The sequence below is a fragment of the Herpetosiphon llansteffanensis genome (assembly GCF_003205875.1).
GTDB classification, from domain to species: Bacteria; Chloroflexota; Chloroflexia; order Chloroflexales; family Herpetosiphonaceae; genus Herpetosiphon; species Herpetosiphon llansteffanensis.
Genome location: NZ_PUBZ01000020.1, coordinates 1 through 2,548, shown reverse-complemented (window position 1 = coordinate 2,548; position 2,548 = coordinate 1). Strand labels below are relative to the sequence as shown.

Annotated in this window: 1 rRNA gene; it reads left to right on the top strand. The window is 59.1% G+C overall.

The window, feature by feature from the left end:
• A 23S ribosomal RNA gene (locus C5S61_RS01200) occupies positions 1 to 2,548 on the top strand; the annotation flags it as partial.

The window sequence follows — 2,548 nt, the reverse complement described above, 5'->3', positions numbered from 1 at the left end:
GATAGCATGTCCTTGCTGTCAGTAAGTTACCAATGCCAGTGGTAGGGGAATGGCCCTGGAACGGCCAACCAGAGCGGGTGAGAGTCCCGTACCCGACACTGCTGGCACTTACGCGAGGGATCTCAAGTACGACGGGACACGCGAAATCCCGTCGGAAGCCGGGGTGACCACACTCCAAGGCAGAATATCGTGGGCGACCGATAGCGCAGAGTACCGTGAGGGAACGGTGAAAAGCACCCTGGCGAAGGGAGTGAAATAGATCCTGAAATTGCTCGCAGACAAACCGTGGGAGGCGTAAGCTAACCGCGTGCCTTTTGGAGTATGAACCGACGAGTTACCCTGTGTGGCAGGTTAAGGCAGCAACAGCCGGAGCCAGAGCGACAGCGAGTCTGAATAGGGCGTTTGGTCGCATAGGGTAGACCCGAAACCAGGTGAGCAACCCATGGTCAGACTGAAGCGACCGTAACAGGTCGTGGAAGGTCGAACTAGTGTCCGTTACAAAGGGCTTGGATGAACTGTGGGTAGCGGAGAAATTCCAATCGAACCTGGAGATAGCTGGTTCTCCCCGAAATGTATTGAGGTACAGCCGTGGATTGGGGCTGCTGGGGGTAAAGCGCTGTTGGCGTGCGGGGGGCGCGAGCCTTACCAAGCGCTGGCAAACTGGGAATACCAGCAGCCTACACCACGAGTGAGACGGTGGGTGCGAACATTCATCGTCAAGAGGGCAACAACCCAGACCCGCCGCTAAGGTCCCGAAGTATCGGCTCAGTGGGCAAGGGCGTGATCGGACGCAGACAACCAGGAGGTTGGCTTAGAAGCAGCCACCCTTGAAAGAGTGCGTAACAGCTCACTGGTTTAGTCCGGTTGCATCGACAATCCACCGGGGCTAAGTCGATCACCGAAGCGCGGGATACAATCACAGATTGTATGGTAGGGGAGCGTTGTGGGGGCATCGAAGCGGGCGCGGAAGCGCAACCCGTGGAGCGACCACAAGTGCGAATGTCGGTATGAGTAACGATACGAGGGGTGAGAACCCCCTCCACCGAAAGTCTAAGGGTTCCGCCGCACGGGCACTCCGCGGCGGGGAAGTCGGGCCTAAGGCGAGGGCGCGAGCCGTAGCTGATGGACACGCCGTTGATAATCGGCGACCACACCCAGAACGTTTGCACGTGACTGAGATGCTGATGGGGAATCCGAGCGACGAGACGAGCGTCGTTCACGCTGGTAGGGAGCATCGTGTGGCAAATCCCACGATGTGTTGACCGAGAAGCAAGTACGAGTGGTTTCTCTCGGGAAACCGCGAGTCGGATGGACCTAAGCAGCCGCGAAAGGCTTGGGCACGGAGGACTGGGTGTGCCCGTACCGCACACCGACACAGGTAGACAGGTCGAGGAGACCAAGGTGGACGAGCGAATCCCGGTTAAGGAACTCGGCACGAATGACCCCGTAACTTCGGGAAAAGGGGTGCTCGCTGGGGTGAAGCCCATACGGGTGGAGCATCTGGCGAGTCGCAGCAAAGAGGCCCAGGCGACTGTTTAACAAAAACACAGGTCGGTGCGAACGCGAAACAGCGGACGTATACCGGCTGACACCTGCCCAGTGCTGGAAGGTTAAGGGGAGCTGTGGAAGCGGTGAACCGAAGCCCCAGTAAACGGCGGCCGTAACTATAACGGTCCTAAGGTAGCGAAATTCCTTGTCGGGTAAGTTCCGACCCGCACGAAAGGTAGAACGATCTGGGCGCTGTCTCAACCGGGAGCTCGGTGAAATTGCAAGGGCCGTGAAGATGCGGCCTACTCGCAGCAGGACAAAAAGACCCCGTGGAGCTTGACTACAGCTTGCCATCGGCGCGTGTGTGGCGCTGCGTAGGATAGGTGGGAGCCAGCGAAACCGGACTTGCGGGTCTGGTGGAGGCAACGGTGAAATACCACTCTGCGACAGATATGCGCCTCACCCTTGACCATGAAACTGGTAAGGGGACGGTGGCTGGTGGGTAGTTTGACTGGGGCGGTCGCCTCCCAAAAAGTAACGGAGGCGCGCAAAGGTAGGTTCAGGCCGGATGGCAACCGGCTGGGGCGTGCAAGCGCAGAAACCTGCTTGACTGCAAGGCAAACAGGCCGCGCAGGGACGAAAGTCGGCGCTAGTGATCCCACGTGCCTGAGTGGAAAGGCCGTGGCGTAACGGATAAAAGCTACCCCGGGGATAACAGGCTGATCCCGCCCAAGAGTTCACATCGACGGCGGGGTTTGGCACCTCGATGTCGGCTCGTCGCATCCTGGGGCTGGAGTCGGTCCCAAGGGTTGGGCTGTTCGCCCATGAAAGCGGCACGCGAGCTGGGTTCAGAACGTCGTGAGACAGTTCGGTCTCTATCCGCTGTGAGCGTAGGATGATTGCGTGGGGCTGGCCCTAGTACGAGAGGACCGGGCTGGACAGACCGCTGGTGGACGAGTTGTGGGACGACCCGCAAGGCTCGGTAGCTACGTCTGGGACGGAGAACCGCTGACAGCATCTAAGTGGGAAACCGGCCACAAGATCAGTCATCCATGCATAG